Raw genomic sequence first — 1,015 nt, 5'->3', positions numbered from 1 at the left:
GACATCAGCGGAAACAGCGGTCACGGTTTTGCACAGGGCGCTTTTTCCGGAACCCGGCCGGGCTGCAAAAGCAAAAGCGGCGTGAGCAGGCGGCTGGGCCTGTGGCGCCCCGTCGTCTTGGCCCTGCGGCAGGATTGAGGAACGGCAATGTGGTATCCTGATCCCGAAACGCTTCAATCGCCCCTGCATGCCAGCCTGGCAGGGGCCATTGAGCAGGCCATTCTGACGGAGAAACTCCCCGCGGGATCCCGGCTTCCACCGCATCGCAAAATGGCAGACCGGCTTGGGCTGAGCGTTCACACCGTAAGCAAAGCCTACCAGAGCTTGCGCAAGCAGAACCTGATTGACGGACAGGTTGGCCGGGGCAGCTATGTCAGCGATCCCGAGCCGCACGCGGCTCCGCAAAAAACCGAACTCGAAGAAAGGTATGATTTCTCCACCTCCCGCCCCATTCGCAATCAAGAACACAATAAGCGGTTTCAGCTGTCATTGCAGGAACTCACGGCAGACCTGAATCCTTCAGCCCTGCAGGATTGCGGCCCCCACTCTGGACACGAAGCCCACCGCGCGGCAGGGGCAGAGTGGCTGGCAGCCTGCGGTCTTGCTGCCGTCCCGGAACGGATTCTCGTGACAAACGGCGGCAGCCACGGAATGTCTGTTGCGCTGTCCGCTTTGACCCGCCCTGGCGACACCGTCTTGTCAGACAGTATCACTCACAATCTGCTCGTTTCCGGCTGTTCCTATTTGGGATTGAAACTTTCGGGACTGGAAACGGACTCGTTTGGCATTCTGCCAGATGCGTTGGAGGATGCCTGCCGGGCGTCCGGCTCTAAAGTCCTGTGTTTATTGCCAACATTGACAAATCCGGTGCCGGTTATGATGCCGGAAGACCGGCGCAGGGAGCTGGCCCGAATTGCGGAAAACCATGGTCTTTACATCATTGAAGATGATCCGCTTGGCCCTGTAGCAAAGGATCGCCCGCCGCCGGTGTCAGCGCTGGTTCCAGAGCGTTCCG

General features: G+C 59.6%; 1 protein-coding gene. It reads left to right on the top strand.

Annotated elements, in window-relative coordinates; all coding sequences use genetic code 11:
* Positions 1-147: 147 nt before the first annotated feature.
* On the top strand, positions 148-1,015 hold an 868-nt coding region (locus tag A2I95_RS42260; RefSeq protein ID WP_291738199.1), incomplete at its 3' end, for a PLP-dependent aminotransferase family protein.

This window comes from Leisingera sp. F5 (assembly GCF_001593695.1).
Note: the sequence above shows the minus strand (reverse complement) of the source record. Positions and strands in the feature narration are given on the sequence as shown.